Consider the following 16,517-nt stretch of genomic DNA (forward strand, 5'->3'; position numbering starts at 1 on the left):
ACTAATCATTATGGGCACCTATTAACGGATAAGTTTATGACAACGGGATGATGCTTTTATGGCCGGGAAATGACGCGTGCCATCATTTCCCGCTGGGGGCTTATTGAAAGTGAATGACACCCTTAATTAACTGCCTGTTGTTGATCACCTGTGCTTCGTAATGCTCCGCCAGGGTATCGAAATCAAAATGGTGCGAAAGCATCATCTGTGCGGTGATTTTCCCTGCTGCCATCAGCCGTCCCACCTTGGCAAAGTCTTCGCCGGTCGCGTTGCGGCTGCCCATCAGGGTGGTTTCCTTTTTATGGAACTCCGGATCGGAGAACTGCAGGTCGCCCTTAAACAAGCCGACAAACACGATGCTGCCGCCGTGACGAATCAGATCGACGGCGTGGTTCATCGCCTGCGGGTTGCCGGTGGCATCAATCACCTTGGCGGCCAATTTGCCGTCGAACTGGCCGCGCAGCGCCGCATCAAAGCGTTCATCCTGCGGATCAAGCGTTGGTAACTGCAACACCTGCTCGACGTGCCGCCGACGCTCGGCGCTGGTATCCGCCACCACCACCTGCGCGCCATCGGCTTTGGCGATCGCCGCGACGCCCAGCCCGATAGGCCCGGCACCGACTACCAGCAGCTGATCGTCCGCCGCAATCCCGGCACGACGCACCGCATGAGCGCTGATGGCAAAAGGCTCAATCAGCGCCGCCGCTTCAGGGGCCAAATCGTCCACCGCCAGCAGGTTGCCGATCGGCACGCTGAGGTATTCGCAAAAACCGCCATCCTGATGGACGCCAATCACCGAAATCTTCTCGCAGCAATTGGTTTTGCCGCTTTGGCAGGCGCCACAGCGATGGCAAGAAATATAGGGCATGACCGCCACCCGCTGGCCCACCTGCCAGCCGGTGGTGTTATTGCCGACGCTGACAATCTCACCGCATATTTCATGGCCCAATACGCGTGGATAACTGAAGAAAGGCTGATGACCGGACCAGGCATGAATATCCGTGCCGCAAATGCCGACGGTGATTATTTTGATCACCACTTCCTGCGCTGCAGGGAAAGGCACCGGACGTCGTTGATAAACTAATTTTGTCGGCTGCTCACACACTAAGGTTTTCATTGTTGTCATCGTTTTTCCTCCACTCATGATGAGGAGGTTATTAAATAAAAACCGGAGCGCTGCCGATATGTTCAGACAAATCTGTGAGGTATCGCTAAATAAACCGATTTAAATTGGTTTTAAATGCATAAAAAACCCCTGAGGCACAGCATGAGCAGAACCCAAAACCTGCGGCAAAACGTGGTAAACCAGATGATCGACAGCATCAATAACGGTCACCTGCGCTCGCCGCTGCCGTCTCAGGCCGCCCTGGCTGAAATGTACAACATCAGCCGCACCACCGTGCGCCATACGCTGACGCACTTATCCCAATGTGGCGTGCTGGAAAAAGTCGGCGATGACTACGTTATTTTACGCCGGGCGCAACCGACAGATGGCTTCGATTGCCAGAGCCTTTCTCTTGATGAACAGGGGAAGAAGTTTGAAAAGGCGTTCTACCAAATGATCAACCAAAAGCAGCTGCGCGCCGGCGATACCTTCAGCGAACTGCAGCTGTCGCGTGCGGTCAACGTGAGCCCAGTGGTGGTGCGGGAGTTTCTGCTGCACTTCAGCCGTTACAACCTGATCGACAGCGTCCGACGTGGTCAATGGAGCATGAAGAAATTTGATCAACGTTACGCCGAACAGCTGTTTGAATTGCGCCAGATGCTGGAAACGCACGCCCTTTCCCACTTTATCAATCTGCCGATGCACGACGAGCGCTGGCTGCAGGCCAAAGAGCTGCTGAGCCGTCACCGCCAACTGCGGGAAAACATCAGCGACAACTATCGCCTGTTTTCCCAGTTGGATCGCGATTTCCACGGGCTGATCCTCTCCGCCGCCAACAACCCGTTCTTCAACCAGTCGCTGGAGATCATTTCCGTGATTTTCCATTTCCACTACCAGTGGGATGAAACCGACCTTAAACAACGCAATATCGTCGCCATTGAAGAACACATGACTATTCTCAGCGCGTTGATCTGCCGTAACGATCAGGAGGCCATCAACGGACTGCACCGCCATCTGGACACCGCCAAGCAGTCCATGATCCGCTCTCTCAATCAGAGCATCGCCTGACCGGGGGTGGTGTTCTTTATTGATAAAAAACACCCCTACAGCATTTAAAACCGATAAAAAGCAGCAAAATATTGGCTGCTGCACGGAACCGCGACAAAACACACCGCCAACCCCATTTCGCCCACTAGGCTTACTGCCGACCACCTGCTAATGCACTTCCCAGGGGAATACCCGGAATAATAAATATTATTAATGCGAAATTCTGGAGGCAAATAAAGATGGAAAGAACCCAAACCGTCGATAGCGGTAAACCACAAACGGATCCCTATTCCGATCACATAATTCCTATGCCGCCGGAGGGCATGTTAGTCCGCTCGGCAAAAATTAAAAAAATCCAAACTACGGCCATGTTGTTGCTATTTATGGCGGCAATAATCAATTTTCTCGATCGCAGCTCGCTCTCAGTGGCGAACTCCACCATCCGGGAAGAAATGGGCCTGAGCGGCACCGAAATCGGCTTGCTGCTGTCGGCTTTCTCCTTGGCCTACGGCATCGCTCAGCTCCCCTGCGGGCCGCTGTTGGATCGAAAGGGCCCGCGTCTGATGCTGGGGATCGGGATGTTTGTCTGGTCGGTGTTTCAGACGCTGTCCGGCATGATCCATAACTTCACCCAGTTTATCTGGGTACGTATCTATCGGGCTGGGGATCGGCGAAGCGCCAATGAATCCGTGCGGCGTCAAGGTGATCAATGACTGGTTCAACATCAAGGATCGCGGCATGCCCATGGGCATTTTCAATGCCGCTTCGACCATCGGGCTGGCGATCAGCCCGCCGATCCTCACGGCCATGATGTTGGCCTTTGGCTGGCGCGGTATGTTCATCACCATCGGCGTATTGGGGATTGCCTTGTCGATCGGCTGGTACATGCTGTACCGCAACCGGCAGGACGTCAGCCTGAGTGCTCAGGAACAGGCCTATCTGAACGCCGGTAGCGTCAGCGCGCGGCCTGAACCGATGAACTTTCGCGAGTGGCGTGGGCTATTCAGGAACCGCACCATGTGGGGCATGATGATCGGCTTTAGCGGCATCAACTACACCGCCTGGCTGTATCTGGCCTGGCTGCCGGGTTACCTGCAAACCACTTACCATCTGGACCTGAAAAGCACCGGGCTAATGAGTGCCATCCCCTTCCTGTTTGGCGCCGCCGGGATGTTGTCGAACGGTTTCGTCACCGACTTTTTGGTTCGGCGCGGCATGGCACCGCTGAAAAGCCGCAAAATTTGCATTGTGGCCGGCATGCTGTTGTCCGCTTCCTTTACCGCGGTGGTTGCCCAGGCTACCACTACCTACAGCGCGGTGTTGTTGATCGGCATGGCGCTGTTTTGTATCCACTTTGCCGGCACCTCCTGCTGGGGCCTGATCCACGTGGCGGTAACCTCGCGCATGACGGCCTCCGTCGGCAGCATTCAAAACTTCGCCAGCTTTATCTTCGCCTCGTTCGCGCCGGTAGTCACCGGCTGGATCCTCGATACCACCCATTCTTTCAACCTGGCGCTCATCCTCTGTTCCTGCTTCACCCTGATAGGTGCGCTGTCGTATATCTTCGTGGTTAAACACCCGATCGTTGACAGCGCCGCCTGAGGATTTCACCCCGCCGCCCTCTCCCTCTGGAGAGGGCGGACTTTCAACTCAGGCTAAAGAAATCCAGCCCCAGCGCGGCCTTCACCTGCGTCAACGTCTGCCTGCTAACCTGATCGGCACGTTGGGTGCCGTGCTGCAGAATGCGCAACAGCTCGCCCTTGTCGGCCAGGTACTCGGCCCGACGGGTACGGATTGGCTCCAGCAGGCTTTGCAGGCAATCTTCCAACAGACGTTTGATTTTCACGTCCCCCAGCCCGCCACGACGATAATGCGCCTTCAGATCGGCAACCAGATCGGCATCCTCACAGAAAGCATCCAGATAGGTGAACACCATATTGCCCTCCACGCGACCGGGATCTTGAACGTTCAGGTGGCCAGGATCGGTAAACATGCTCATCACCGCCTTGTGCACCTGCTCGGCATCGGCGCCCAGAGTAATGGTGTTGCCGCGCGATTTCGACATCTTGCCCTGCCCGTCCAGACCCGGCAGCCGGCTGACATTGCTCAGCAGCGGCTGGCATTCCGTTAGCACCGGCCTGTCAACGATGCGATTGAATCGCCGCACGATCTCGTTGGTCTGTTCCAGCATCGGCAGTTGATCTTCGCCGACCGGCACGTGGGTCGCGCCAAATGCGGTGATATCCGCCGCCTGACTGACCGGGTAAACCAGAAAACCGGCCGGCAGGCTGCGGGAAAAGTCCTTTTCGATAATTTCGCTTTTCACCGTTGGGTTACGCTCCAACCGCGCCACGCTGACCAGATTGAGGTAATACATGGTCAGTTCGGCCAGTGCCGGCAGCGCGGATTGCAGGCAAATCGTGGTTTTCTGCGGATCGATGCCGACCGCCAGGTAGTCGGCGACCAGATTCAGCACGTTGGCGCTGATTTTTTGCGGATTGTTACCGTTATCGGTCAGCCCCTGCAGATCCGCGACCAGCACCGTTTGCTGATGCTGTTGCTGCAGCTCAACGCGCTGGCGCAAGGATCCGACGTAGTGGCCTAAATGCAGGGATCCGGTGGCGCGATCGCCGGTCAAAATGGTGTAACTCATTGCATTGCTCCTGAAAGTAAATACACCACCGGATCAACGCAATAAAAATGCCGCCAGAACCGGCGGCATTGAAAAGAGGTGTGAATACCCGTGCCGCCTTCAGAGGAGGCGCCACCAAGACTGGCTGTGAGTGGAGTGCATCGGCATATTCATGCTTTTAAGGTATCCCCCCAACGCGCCGGTTGTCAATCACCGCGCGTTGCCAGGCCGCAGCCTGTTCGCCGGCGATACGGCAGAATGCCTCGGTCAGCGCTGAGGGGGTGCGTAAGGCCAGCGCCAGCGTATAAGGCACCGGGCTGCCCGCACCGCTCAGTTCGCGAAACACCACGCCGGGTGATTTCAGGACCGCAAACAGGGCTGGCATCAGCGTAATCCCCACGCCACCGGCCACCAGCCCACCGATGGTTTGCATCTGCCGCGCCTCCTGGACGATACGCGGGCTGAACCCCGCCACCGCACAGGCCTGCAAAATCGCCGCGTGCATCCCCGGCCCATAATGCGCCGGAAACAGTACCCAGGGTTGATCGGCCAAATCGCTCAGCGTCACCTGCTGTTGCGTCGCCAAAGGATGGTGGTCCGGTAGCGCCAGCACCATGCGGTCGTATAAAAAAGGCTGAATCTGCAGGTCATCCTGCGGTGCCACCGGCAGCACCACCATGCCGATATCGGCACGATCGTCGCGCAGCGCGATCAGCTGTTCGGCGGTGGTGGCCTCCTGCAAATGGAACTCCGCCAGGGGATGCGCCTGACGAAACTGACGCAGGATCCCCGGCAGCAGGGCATTCACCGTGCTATCGACAAAGGTCAGCCGCAGCGATTCCGTCAGGCCACGCGCCGCACGTCGGGTATTGCCAAGGGTGCGCTCAAACTGCGCCAAGGTCCGCCGCGCTTCGATCAGAAACACCTGTCCTGCCTCGGTGATGCGCGTGATCCGGTTGCCGCGTTCCAGCAAGGGGACACCCAGCTCCTGCTCAATCTTTCTGATGGCGGCCGTCAACGGCGGCTGCGCCATGTGCAAACGCTCGGCGGCGCGGTGAAAGCTCATCTCTTCGGCGACGGCGACAAATTGCCGCAGTTGGCGTAGCTCAATCACGTGATACCTTTTTCGTATTTTGGAAGTATAAATAGAGTATTGGATGTATCGATAGCGAAAGCCAATACTTTCCGAACCCTCAAGTGCTGCGCCATTCCGGCGTAGACCCCGGGCACAGGAGAATCAGCTATGACGCAACGTACAGCGGTGATTACCGGCGGTTCCAGCGGTATTGGGCTGGCCATCGCCCAGCAACTGGTACAACAGGATTACCGTATCGCCATCGTGGCGCGTAACCCCCAACGCCTGCAACAGGCGGCACAGCAAATTGGCCACGGCACCCGCTATTATGCGGCGGACCTGAGCCAACGTGGCGCGGTGGAAGAAGTGGCCACTCAGTTGGCCGCCGATCTGGGCACTTTGGATGTGCTGATCAACAACGCCGGTTTTACCCGGGTGATTGCCGCCGATACGCCCCTGGCGCAGGCCGAGCAGGAATGGGACGCGGTGATCGACGGAAACCTGAAAAGTACCTTTCTGTTTACGTTGGCGATGTTGCCTCACCTGCGTAAACCGGGCGGCCGGATCATCAACCTGAGTTCGATTGCCGCCCAATGCGGCAGCGGCAGCGCCGGTGCTCTGGGCTACTCCGCCGCCAAGGCCGGCGTGCAAGGTTTTACCCTCAGCCTGGCGCGCGAACTGGGCGAAGCAGGCATCACGGTTAACGCTATCGCGCCGGGTTTTATCGCCGATACACGCTTTTTCGGTGCCGGTTTGCCGCAGGATCGCATTGACGCTATCGCGGCCGAAACGCCGATGGGGCGCACCGGCCAGGTAGAGGATATCGCCAGCGCCGCGCTTTGGCTGGCTTCGAAAGAGGCATCCTTCATCACCGGAACCGTTACCTCGATTAACGGAGGTGCGCGGGTCGGTTAAGAAAGCGTTACATTCCGCCATTTGCGTTCCCCGGGCGTCGCGTTAGGGTGAAGGGAGATAACCTGAGAAAAGGAACGCGATATGAAAATCGGATTTGCCGGCCTGGGCGGTATGGGCAGCGCGATGGCCGCCAACCTGTTGCAGGCTGGCTATGAGCTAAAGGTATGGAACCGTTCGCCCCAGGTAGCGCAGCCTTTGGTGAGCGCCGGGGCCTTGCAGGCACGGCAGCCGGAAGAACTGGCAGAGGTGGACGTGCTGATCACCATGCTGGCCAACGATGCCGCCACCGAGCAGGTAGTGGTGGAAAGCGGGCTGCTGCAACAGCTGCGGGCGGGAGCCATTCACGTCAATATGGCGACGGTCTCGGTGGCGTTGGCCAAACGGCTGGCGTTGCTGCACGCGGAGCGCAACGTCGGTTATATCGCCGCACCGGTGTTGGGGCGGGTGGACGTAGCCGCCGCCGGCAAGCTGAATATTCTGGCGGCGGGCGATCCGCTGTTGCTCGCCAAAGTGCAGCCGCTGTTTGAGGTGCTCGGCCAGCAGACCTGGCATTTTGGCGACCAGCCCGAACAGGCCAATATCGTTAAAATCGCCGCCAACTTCACGCTGGCCAGCGCCATTGAGGCGATGGCGGAAGGCAGTGCTCTGGTGCGCAACTACGGCGTCTCCGGCGCGGATTACCTGCACATGCTCAGCAGTACCCTGTTTGCCTCCCCGGCTTACAAGGGTTATGGGGGGTTGATCGCCGAAGAAAAGTTTGAACCTGCGGGTTTTAAATTAAGCCTGGGGATGAAAGACGTCGGCCTGGCGCTGGAGGCCGGCGCCAACAGCCACACGCCAATGCCGTTCGCCAGCGTGCTGAAGGACAACTTCCTCGACGCGGTGGCGCAAGGCGACGCAGATTTGGATTGGTCGGCGTTAGCCAAAGTGGCGGCACGCAGAGCCGGATTGAAATAACCTTTGATGGGCCCGGATCGCTCCGGGCTTTTTTTTACCTGGCCGTCAGAAACGAATTTCTGCCGTTGGCAGTGCGTCGATCAGAACACCAAAGCTTTCGATATTCGACAGTGTGGCGTTGTGATGAGCGCGGATCTGCAAGCCGGAGGCGTGCGCCTTGTCGTGGCTGGTATGCGCATCGGCCGCCAGCGTCACCGGATAACCCAGCGCGGCGGCGCGGCGAGTGGTGGTGTCCACGCAAAACTCGGTAGAATAGCCGCAGACCACCAGATGCGAGATACCATTCGCAATCAACAACGGCCCTAATCCGGTACGCAGGAATGAGTCCGGCGTGGTTTTCTCTACCCGATGATCGCTGGCCTTTACCTGCAAACCAGGATCAATTTGCCAGGCATCGCTCCCGTGCGCCAACTCATCATCCGGCGTTTGATGCTGAATGAAAATCACCGGCACGCCGGCCTGACGGGCAGCGGCGCTCAGGGTGTTAATACGAGCAATCGTCGCTTCGGCATCCGCCGGCGGCGGTGTAAACAACCCTTTCTGCACATCAATAACCAACAGCGCTGACTTCATGATTGGCTCCAGAGAAGAAATTCCGCCTCAGCATACCGGCTGACGCGGGCGGAAGATATGGTCAACGCCCTGCTCACGCAGTTTGTTAACCAACTCATGCCCCCCATTCGGCGTCGCATGCGCCAGCAGGCGCTCGGCTTCAAATACCGGGCTGGCCCAAAAGATATTGACCGGATCGCCATACTGTTTCGGCAGGCTCAGATGCTCGTGATACGGATAAAAAGAGGAAGACAGCACGTAGCCCTCATAGCCCTGAGGTGCCACTTCGGACTCCAGGGTATGCCCTTCGCCAAACCAGGTGATTTTTGACCAAGGCACGTGGGCGAAACCGGCCAACGCGCTGGCCATCTGTACCGCATTTTCTTCGGTCATGTATTGACCGTCGATGGCGATGCCCATTTCCATGCGGCGATAGCGGGAGGCGTCGTCGTTAAACAGGATCTCTACCCACGGCATCGGCCGAATGCTGACACCCAGGGTAAGAAAATAGTAGATGCCGTCGCGTTCATGCTGAGTGATCGCCATCGGCGGCCACTTGCCCTGATCGATGGCGTAGTATTTCACCGAGGGGCCAAAATGCTGCTCGTAATGCGCCTGATAATCGCTCTGCATCTTTGGCCAGGGATTGCCCTCCTCCCGCTGCCAGCGGCGCCAGAACTGACGGGTACTTTCCGCCAGCGCGTACTGGGTATTGGTAGAGGCGGAGCCGAGCGGATAAGCCAACGGGCTCTCTTTGATGCAGCTGGCGGAATAACATACCGAATGGTCGATGTACAAACTCCAGCCGGGGATCACCGCCAGCAATTGGCCGTAATACCACAGTGCCGCGCCGTCGTCGCTCTCGGTCCAAACCACCGTCAGCCCTTCCGGGTTCAGCGGCGCTTCCCCTTCCAGATTGCGGCAAAACTCGGCCGCCAGCATCGGTGGCTGCCCCAGCGCCAGTGCGGCACTGTCTTCCTGCTGCGGCGCAGCGGCCAGGTTACGCAGCCAGCAAGCGCGCACCTGAAAACGTTCGCTATTTTCTTCTGAAGGGTAAATATAAAAATAAGCAGCCCGGTGATCTTGCTGAACCACTGCGACCAGCGTCTGGTTCTCATTACTGACTTCAGCAAGTACGTATGACTCGTTCATATCACCTCAATAAGGTCAAAGCGCGACAGAATGAACCATGCTGCACGCTAAAATGGAAATTGGCTTTTATCCAGTGTAAAGCGCATTACCGCTCGGATCACCCGTAAAAGTCTCAAAAGTGCCCCGAAACATCAGGTTATTGGTAAGAATTATAGTCTGCGCCGATTCAGGCCTGTCGGTTAATTCGGCGCAGCGCGCGCTGGTATGAACCATTACGCATTGAGGCGCGCAGCACTTTACCGACGCCCCCTGCACCGGTGCGTACCAGACGACGGCGCAAGGTTCCGGGATGAAAATCAAACTGCTGTTGCGCCCAGTCAGGCAACAGGTCGATGCCCGCCTGCATCACCAAAGCGCCAAAAGGCCGGGCCAATGCGCTGGGGGCCGGCGCGGCCAGCAGAATACGCGCGACTTCCCGCGTGCGCTCATCGCACACCAATTGCGGGCGCATCCGTTGCAGATAATCCTCCACCGCCGTGCAGGAGGTCGGGATTTCTTGCGCCCCCAGGGCTGCGGCTACGCGTGCGGCCTCACGGTAATATTCGTCCTGCTTTTCGCGGGGAAGAGACGGGTTGCGGTAGCGTATATGGCTGGCCAAAAAGCGGCTGCTTTCCACCACGTGCACCCAGGTAAGCAACTCAGGATCGCTGGCGGCGTAAGGCCTACCATCGCTGCTGACGCCGTTGACCCGTAAGTGAATAGCTTTGACTTTGGCAATCAGGCGTTCGGCTTCGGCGGTGGGGCCAAAGGTGGTGACGGAAACAAACTGGCTGGTACGGCGCAGGCGACCGATCATATCTTCGCGAAAGTTGGAATGATCCCACACTCCCGCCAACGCCAGCGGGTGCAGCATCTGCATCAGCAAGGCGCTGACGCCCCCACACAGCATCGAGGTAAAATCGTTGTGCACCTGCCAGATAACCGACTGCGGGCCGAACAGGCCCGGATCCCCCGGCGGATTTTCAAAATCAATGCCGCCGAGCGCCAGCCCGGTCAGGCTGATGACCTGTTTTTCTATCGCTGCGCGTAACACTTCCATCCTGACTGGCCCCGTTTAGCTTCTGGCGGCCAGTGTAACATGAAGCGAAATACCGCTTTTAACTCCGCGGGTCGCTGTCGTTGAGCAGCACAATTTTGCCGGCAAAGCTGCGATCTTCCAGGCGACGGTGCGCCGCCGCCCCCTCTCTGAGCGGGAAGGTTTCGATGTGCGGGATAGCAAACTCCCCATTCTGCCAACTGCGGAACAAACGCTCGGCCCGTGTACTTCGCGCCTCTGCGCTATTGAGGTAAGTCCAGAGATCGCCCCCCACTACGCCTTTGGAATCCATCATCAGCTGATAAGCAGAGATCGCCGGTGCCTCGCCCCCGGCCATGCCGAAGGTGACCACCCGACCGCCGGGGCGCAGCGCGTCGATGCTTTGCTGTAGGGTGATGCCCACGGAGTCAAAGCCGTACTCAACGCCGCCGTCGGTCAGGGCGGCAATTTGCGTGACCCAATCCTGCTGATAAGTGAAGGCCGCCATTGCGCCGTTGTTTAACGCAATCTGCTGTTTATGCGCCGAAGAGACAACGGCGTAAACCTGCGCGCCACGCGCCACCAGCATCCGGGTAAGGATCTGTCCGACACCGCCGGCGGCGGCATGTACCAGGGCGCGATCGCCCGCCTTGACCTGAACGCTGTCATTGATCAGGTACTGCGCCGTCAGCCCCTGCAGCAAAATGGAGGCGGCTTCAACGTCGCTCAATGCCTGCGGCAGACGCAGCGCGTGCTCCACCGGCACATTGATGCGGGTAGCATGACAGAAAGGCACGTCGGCGAAGCCAATCCGCTCTCCGAGCTGCCAGCCCTGAACGCCCTCACCCAAGGCGATGATGGTCCCGACCCCTTCGTAACCGCCAATATGCGGGGGATTGCCGTGCAGTACGTAATTGCCTTTGCGGCGATAGATATCGGCAAAATTCAGCCCGGCGGCCCCCATCCGCACCTGTACCGCCCCCGCAGGCAGCGCCGGCGTCGGCAGCTCCAGGTATTCGAGCACGTCCGGCCCGCCAAATTGTTCAAACGCTAATGCCTGCATGTCGCCACTCCGGAAAATTTCCGCCAATAACACACTGACGGTCGATAGAATCATTATCGCAAAGCGCTATACTCGGCAACAGTGGCCAAAAAAGCATTCAGAAAACACCAGAGGTTTATAATGGATCGATTAACCAGCATGGCGGTGTTTGTGCGGGTGGTGGAAAAAGGCAGCTTCGTCGCCGCCGCCGAAGAGATGGCGATCTCGCCAACCATGGTGGGTAAGCACATCCGCTATCTGGAACAACGGCTCAATGCGCCACTGCTTAATCGCACTACTCGCCGCCAGGGGCTGACGGAGGCGGGCCGGGTGTTTTACGAACGCTGCCGCCGGCTGTTGGCCGATGCCGATGCGGCCGAAGCCAGCGCAAGAGCGTTGCTAAGTTCGCCCAGCGGATTGTTGCGTATCAGTGCGCCGGTCACCTTCGGCAACCGCGTTTTGACGCCGATCCTCACCGAGTTCCTGCAACGGCATCCGGAGGTGGAAGCGGAAGTGGTGCTGTCGGATCGCAAGGTGGATTTGATTGAAGAAGGCTACGAAGCCGCGTTTCGCATCGGGCCGGTGGCGGACGACGGCCTGGTGGCGCGCGCCCTGCCCGATTACCGCATGACGCTGGCTGCCTCGCCGGATTATCTGGCACAGCACGGTGAACCGGCACGGCCGGAGCAGCTCAGCGCACACAGCTGCTTTGGTTTCAGCCAGTGGGAGGGCAACCACTTCTGGCGGCTGTTGGGGCCGCAGGGTGAGATCAGCATACCGGTCAGGCCGCGGTTGAAAATGGACTCCGGCGAAGGGGTACGCCGGGCGGCGCTGGCGGGTTTTGGCATCGCGCTGCATGCCGGTCTGCTACTGGACGAAGACATCGCCACAGGCCGATTGGTTCGGGTACTGCCGGAGTATTCCCCCCTGCCGCGATCGATGCACCTGGTCTATCTGCCCGAACGACGGCAATCCGCCAAGCTGGAAGCCTTTATCGCCCTGACCGTAGCCAGACTGTGGGGCCGGGTTTAAAATAAGTGAGTCCAAATACGGGAGTTACCATGTTCACAATCCGAGCTCGCGCGGCAGAAGACAATGCGCAACTGGTGGAAATTTGGCAGCGTTCGGTACGCGCCACCCACCATTTTCTTACCGAAGAAGACATCGCCAAGCTGTATCCGCTGGTGCTGAACGATTACCTGCCCGCGGTCAACGTATGGGTTGCCGTGGACAATACCGACCGCCCCTGCGGCTTTATCGGACTGAGCGGCAACAAAGTGGAAATGCTGTTTATCGACCAGGATCAGCGCGGCAAGGGAGTCGGCAAGGCACTGCTGGAGCATGCAGAAACTTTGCACGATGAACTGCAACTGGACGTCAATGAACAGAACCCGCAGGCCAGCGGATTTTACCGCCACTACGGGTTTGAAATCACCGGGCGTTCGGCGCTCGACGGTCAGGGCAACCCTTTCCCGCTGCTGCATATGAAACTCGCCAAACGTTAATTCAAACCCATCGGCCGGGGTTGGCTCCGGCCGTCGTTTCACCATCACTTCCGCTCATCATTTGATATACCAAATCAGAATAACTAATAGAATTTACATTCTTCCTGTCACTATAAACCCCCGGTAGGATTGGCCCGTATTCACCCGGCAACAGAGGTTCCGTCTGCCCCTAATCCCAAGAAGCCGACCCTTTATCCGGCGCTCCGGGCGGAACGCTGTGATGTATTAATAAGGATTCACTTCTCTATGATCGTTCTTTCGAACGTTTGCAAAACTTTTGACAGCGCACAGGGCCGCGTTGTCGCCGTGGATGACGTCAACCTGGCGGTCGAGGCCGGGCAAATCTACGGCATCATCGGCTACAGCGGCGCCGGTAAAAGCACGCTGATCCGCTTGCTCAACGGGCTGGAAACGCCCAGCAGCGGCAGCATTCAGGTTGAAGGTTTCGATATCGCCGGAGCCGAAGGCAACGCCTTACGCCAGGCACGGTTGAAAATCAGCATGGTGTTCCAACACTTCAACCTGCTGTGGTCACGCACCGTCAGCCAGAACATTGCTTTTTCCATGCAAATCGCCGGCGTGCCCAAAGCGCAGATTAAACCGCGGGTGGCGGAACTGGTCGCGCTGGTTGGGCTGCAGGGCCGCGAAGATGCTTATCCGTCGCAGTTGAGCGGCGGACAAAAACAGCGCGTCGGCATCGCCCGCGCACTGGCCAATAATCCGGGGGTTTTGCTGTGCGATGAAGCCACTTCGGCGCTCGATCCCCAAACCACAGACGCGATCCTCGATTTGCTGCTGGACATCAACCGCAAGCTGAACCTGACCATTGTACTGATCACCCATGAAATGCACGTCGTACGCAAAATTTGCCACCGGGTGGCCGTGATGGAAAACGGCCGCATCGTCGAGGAGGGGCCGGTAATCGACGTGTTCACCCGGCCGCAGCAGCCGATCACTCAACAGTTCGTCAAACAGGTTTCGCAGTATCAGGAGACCGAGGAAAGCTTCAATCCGCTGCTGAGCCAGCATCTGTCGGGTGCGATATTCAAATTGACGTTTGTCGGCGTGCAGACCCATCAGGCGGTGATTTCCGAGGTGATCCTGCGTTACAAGGTGAGCGTTAACATCCTGCACGGCAAAATCAGCCAAACCCTGAATGGCACCTTTGGCGAGCTGTATATCCACGTCGAAGGCAACGACCTGCAAATCGACAGCATGCTGACGCTGCTGAAAGAGCAACAGATCGCCGTTGAGGTTATTAAACATGCTTGAGTCACTGTTCCCTCACCTGCGCATTGAGCAGTTGCTGAACGCCACCTGGGAAACCCTGTATATGACCGGGATCGCCGGTTTGGCGACGCTGGTACTCGGTATCGTCCTCGGGGTGTTGCTGTTCCTGACCTCCCGCGGTCAGCTGCTGCAAAACCGCGCCATCTATTCGCTGATTTCAGTGCTGGTCAACGTGTTCCGCTCCATTCCTTTCATCATTCTGATCGTGTTGTTGATCCCGTTCACCAAGACGCTGATCGGCACCATTTTGGGCGCAGATGCGGCACTGCCGGCGCTGATTGTCGGCGCAGCACCGTTCTACGCCCGCCTGGTCGAGATTGGCCTGCGCGAAGTCGACAAAGGAGTGATTGAGGCGGCGCGTTCCATGGGCGCCAAAACCAGCACCATTATCTTCCGCGTGCTGCTGCCGGAGTCCTCACCGGCACTGGTTTCAGGCATTACCGTCACCCTGATCGCGCTGGTGAGCTACACCGCGATGGCCGGGGTGATCGGCGCAGGCGGGCTGGGCAATCTGGCCTATCTGGAAGGTTTTCAACGCAACCACGGTGACGTAACGCTGGCCGCGACGCTAACGATTTTATTGATCGTTTTCGTTATCCAGTTCATTGGCGACACCCTTACAACCACGCTCGATAAACGATAAATAACCAGGGAATAATGATGATGAAAAAACAAATTATGATGCTGGCCTTCGCCTCACTGACCACGTTGGCCTCTTTGGGTGCCTCGGCGGAAACCAAGCTGGTGGTCGGCGCATCCAACGTGCCGCACGCTGAGATACTCGAGCAGGCCAAGCCGATTCTAGCGAAGGAAGGCATAGATCTGGTGATCAAACCTTTCCAGGACTACATCCTGCCAAACACCGCACTGGCCAGTCACGATATTGACGCCAACTATTTCCAACACGTGCCTTACCTGAATTCGGTGCTCAAGGATCACGCCGACGACAAGAGCTACGACTTTGTCAGCGCCGGTGCCATCCATATCGAACCTATCGGCATTTACTCCAAGAAGTACAAAAGCCTGAAGGATTTACCGGACAACGGCAAAATCATCATGCGTGACGCGGTGGCGGAAGAAGGCCGCATTTTGTCGATCTTTGAAAAAGAGGGCGTGATTAAACTGAAGCCGGGCGTGAGCAAGGTGGATGCACGCATTTCTGACGTGGTGGAAAACCCGAAACACCTGAAGTTCCAGGCCAATGTGGAAGGTGCACTGCTGCCGCAAATGTACAACAACGACGAAGGCGATGCGGTGGTGATTAACGCCAACTACGCCATCGACGCCGGGCTGAACCCGACCAAAGACCCGATTGCGGTGGAAAGCGGCGAAAACAACCCTTATGCCAACATCATCACCGTGCACAAGGCTGACGTGAACAAACCGGAAATCGTGGCGCTGGTGAAGGTGCTGCACTCCAAGGCGATTCAGGATTTCATCCGCGAGAAATACCAGGGCGCGGTGATCCCGGTTAACCAATAATTACCGACCGAGGCCGCAGTGATGCGGCCTTTATCCCTGTCGCGCGCCCTTCCCTAGACCTTATTGCCCACCTGACTCAGGCGCGGCCAGACCAGCATCAACGCATCAACCAAACGCAACAAGTCTTCACGGCTGGCGCCTTCACGTGCCTGAGTCGACATGCCCTCAATGGTGCAAATGATAAATTTGGCCAGCAGCGCGGTATCGGTTTTCACCAACAGTTCGCCCTGTTCTACCTTGCGGTCGAAGCAAGTCTTGAGGCTGGCCTCCTGCATATGATGTTTTTTGCGCAGCATCTCGCCCACATCATTCGAAGAAGATGATAACGCCGCGGAGGCACAAACCATCAGGCAGCCGGACGGTTTTTCCGGATCGGTGAACAGCTGCGCCAAAGAACGAACATAATCCTCGACGATGTCCGCCACCGGCAAATCCTGCTCCAACAGTTGGTCGATGCAGGTGGTGTATTTTACCAGGTAGCGCTCTACTGCTGCGCGGAATAGCCCTTCTTTATTGCCGAACTCCGCATACAGCGTAGGCGCCTTGGCACCGGTTACCTCGACCAGATCGGCCATCGAGGTGGATTCGTAACCATGCTGCCAGAACAGATCGAGTGCGCTTTCCAGCGCACGGTCGCGATCAAACTGCTTCGGTCTGCCACGCGTTTTTTTGGCGCAGACTTCTTCATTGATGCTCATAGACCCTCTCTTATCCCGCTCTGCAGCAGGGCTTGCCAATTAAATTAACG

Annotated in this window: 16 protein-coding genes and 1 pseudogene; 9 read left to right on the forward strand and 8 right to left on the reverse strand. The window is 57.6% G+C overall.

The genetic code is table 11. The features are described 5' to 3' along the window. Positions 1-100: 100 nt before the first annotated feature. Entirely contained in the window at positions 101-1,126 is a 1,026-nt protein-coding gene (locus H5P17_RS03385; protein WP_182821247.1) for a zinc-binding alcohol dehydrogenase family protein, read from the reverse strand. Between the two features lie 141 nt (positions 1,127-1,267). Here H5P17_RS03385 and H5P17_RS03390 point away from each other — a divergent pair, with 141 nt between their 5' ends. Both H5P17_RS03390 and H5P17_RS03395 read left to right on the forward strand, forming a co-directional pair. Next, positions 1,268-2,173: a GntR family transcriptional regulator gene (locus H5P17_RS03390; RefSeq protein WP_182821249.1), complete on the forward strand. Its 906-nt coding sequence runs from the start codon at positions 1,268-1,270 to the stop codon at positions 2,171-2,173. 218 nt (positions 2,174-2,391) lie between these two features. Next, positions 2,392-3,754: pseudogene (locus H5P17_RS03395) on the forward strand (MFS transporter). Between the two features lie 43 nt (positions 3,755-3,797). Here the strand turns inward: H5P17_RS03395 and trpS are convergent. Beyond that, the gene (trpS, locus tag H5P17_RS03400) at positions 3,798-4,805 is read right to left on the reverse strand and encodes a tryptophan--tRNA ligase (RefSeq protein WP_182821251.1); all 1,008 of its coding nucleotides are present in this window, start codon (positions 4,803-4,805) and stop codon (positions 3,798-3,800) included. A 157-nt stretch (positions 4,806-4,962) separates the two neighbouring features. Continuing rightward, a complete protein-coding gene (locus H5P17_RS03405) occupies positions 4,963-5,898 on the reverse strand; it encodes a LysR family transcriptional regulator (protein ID WP_182821253.1) in 936 nt (311 codons plus the stop codon). Between the two features lie 129 nt (positions 5,899-6,027). On the opposite strand from H5P17_RS03405, the gene H5P17_RS03410 reads away from it, so the two are divergent. Together H5P17_RS03410 and H5P17_RS03415 are read left to right on the forward strand one after the other, a co-directional pair. Then, complete coding sequence (locus tag H5P17_RS03410) at positions 6,028-6,774, forward strand: SDR family NAD(P)-dependent oxidoreductase (protein WP_182821255.1); 747 nt, start codon at positions 6,028-6,030, stop codon at positions 6,772-6,774. Positions 6,775-6,855: 81 nt separating this feature from the next. Then, positions 6,856-7,731, forward strand: coding sequence for an NAD(P)-dependent oxidoreductase (locus H5P17_RS03415; protein WP_182821257.1), 876 nt, complete (start codon positions 6,856-6,858; stop codon positions 7,729-7,731). A gap of 45 nt (positions 7,732-7,776) precedes the next feature. Here H5P17_RS03415 and H5P17_RS03420 read toward each other — a convergent pair whose 3' ends face one another. From H5P17_RS03420 to H5P17_RS03435, 4 genes are all read right to left on the reverse strand, one after another. Next, complete coding sequence (locus H5P17_RS03420; protein ID WP_182821258.1) at positions 7,777-8,304, reverse strand: cysteine hydrolase family protein; 528 nt, start codon at positions 8,302-8,304, stop codon at positions 7,777-7,779. Positions 8,305-8,331: 27 nt separating this feature from the next. Next, the gene (locus tag H5P17_RS03425; protein ID WP_044549096.1) at positions 8,332-9,435 is read right to left on the reverse strand and encodes a suppressor of fused domain protein; all 1,104 of its coding nucleotides are present in this window, start codon (positions 9,433-9,435) and stop codon (positions 8,332-8,334) included. A 166-nt stretch (positions 9,436-9,601) separates the two neighbouring features. Next, positions 9,602-10,474, reverse strand: coding sequence for an oxygenase MpaB family protein (locus tag H5P17_RS03430; protein WP_182821260.1), 873 nt, complete (start codon positions 10,472-10,474; stop codon positions 9,602-9,604). Between the two features lie 58 nt (positions 10,475-10,532). After that, positions 10,533-11,513: a quinone oxidoreductase gene (locus tag H5P17_RS03435; protein WP_044549094.1), complete on the reverse strand. Its 981-nt coding sequence runs from the start codon at positions 11,511-11,513 to the stop codon at positions 10,533-10,535. Between the two features lie 120 nt (positions 11,514-11,633). Between H5P17_RS03435 and H5P17_RS03440 the strand changes: the two genes are divergently transcribed. The 5 genes from H5P17_RS03440 to H5P17_RS03460 all read left to right on the forward strand — a co-directional run bounded on the left by H5P17_RS03440 (position 11,634) and on the right by H5P17_RS03460 (position 15,769). Then, a complete protein-coding gene (locus H5P17_RS03440) occupies positions 11,634-12,524 on the forward strand; it encodes a LysR family transcriptional regulator (protein WP_182821262.1) in 891 nt (296 codons plus the stop codon). Between the two features lie 29 nt (positions 12,525-12,553). Then, positions 12,554-12,997 (forward strand): acetyltransferase, encoded by a 444-nt coding sequence (locus H5P17_RS03445; protein ID WP_044549090.1) that lies wholly within the window; start codon positions 12,554-12,556, stop codon positions 12,995-12,997. A 246-nt stretch (positions 12,998-13,243) separates the two neighbouring features. Continuing rightward, positions 13,244-14,269 carry a methionine ABC transporter ATP-binding protein gene (locus tag H5P17_RS03450; RefSeq protein WP_182821264.1) on the forward strand — a complete coding sequence of 342 codons (1,026 nt, stop codon included), beginning with the start codon at positions 13,244-13,246 and terminating at the stop codon, positions 14,267-14,269. Continuing rightward, entirely contained in the window at positions 14,262-14,930 is a 669-nt protein-coding gene (locus H5P17_RS03455; RefSeq protein ID WP_182821266.1) for a methionine ABC transporter permease, read from the forward strand. The genes H5P17_RS03450 and H5P17_RS03455 overlap by 8 nt, the downstream gene beginning before the upstream one ends. A gap of 17 nt (positions 14,931-14,947) precedes the next feature. Beyond that, positions 14,948-15,769 carry a MetQ/NlpA family ABC transporter substrate-binding protein gene (locus H5P17_RS03460; protein ID WP_370570024.1) on the forward strand — a complete coding sequence of 274 codons (822 nt, stop codon included), beginning with the start codon at positions 14,948-14,950 and terminating at the stop codon, positions 15,767-15,769. Positions 15,770-15,822: 53 nt separating this feature from the next. Here the strand turns inward: H5P17_RS03460 and H5P17_RS03465 are convergent, their stop codons facing one another. Then, complete coding sequence (locus H5P17_RS03465) at positions 15,823-16,467, reverse strand: TetR/AcrR family transcriptional regulator (protein WP_182821269.1); 645 nt, start codon at positions 16,465-16,467, stop codon at positions 15,823-15,825. Positions 16,468-16,517 lie beyond the last annotated feature (50 nt).

Origin of the sequence: Serratia sp. OS31, from assembly GCF_014164835.1 — a bacterium.
Classification (GTDB): Bacteria; Pseudomonadota; Gammaproteobacteria; order Enterobacterales; family Enterobacteriaceae; genus Serratia; species Serratia liquefaciens_A.